General features: G+C 71.9%; 1 protein-coding gene. It reads left to right on the plus strand.

The genetic code is table 11. The features are described from left to right. Positions 1–31: 31 nt before the first annotated feature. On the plus strand, positions 32–260 hold a 229-nt coding region (locus ACSNOK_RS34895), incomplete at its 3' end, for a hypothetical protein (RefSeq protein ID WP_436784718.1).

Below are 260 nucleotides of genomic sequence, written 5' to 3' on the forward strand. Positions count from 1 at the left end.
GGCGGGAGCCCGCGCGCTCGTCCTCCGCGGCGTGACGACGTTCGACGAGGCGCGGACGTTTTTCCGCCCCGCCCTCGGCGGCCTCCACGACCCGTTCCGGATGCGCGACATGGACGTCGCCGCCGAGCGCGTCGCCCGCGCCATCCGAGACGGCGAGCGCGTGCTCGTCTACGGCGACTACGACGTCGACGGGACGACCTCGACGGCGATGATGCTCACGTTTCTGCGCTCGCAGGGCGTCGAGGCCAGCTTCTTCATCC

It is taken from the genome of Streptomyces sp. URMC 126 (assembly GCF_051386555.1).
GTDB lineage: Bacteria > Actinomycetota > Actinomycetes > Streptomycetales > Streptomycetaceae > Streptomyces.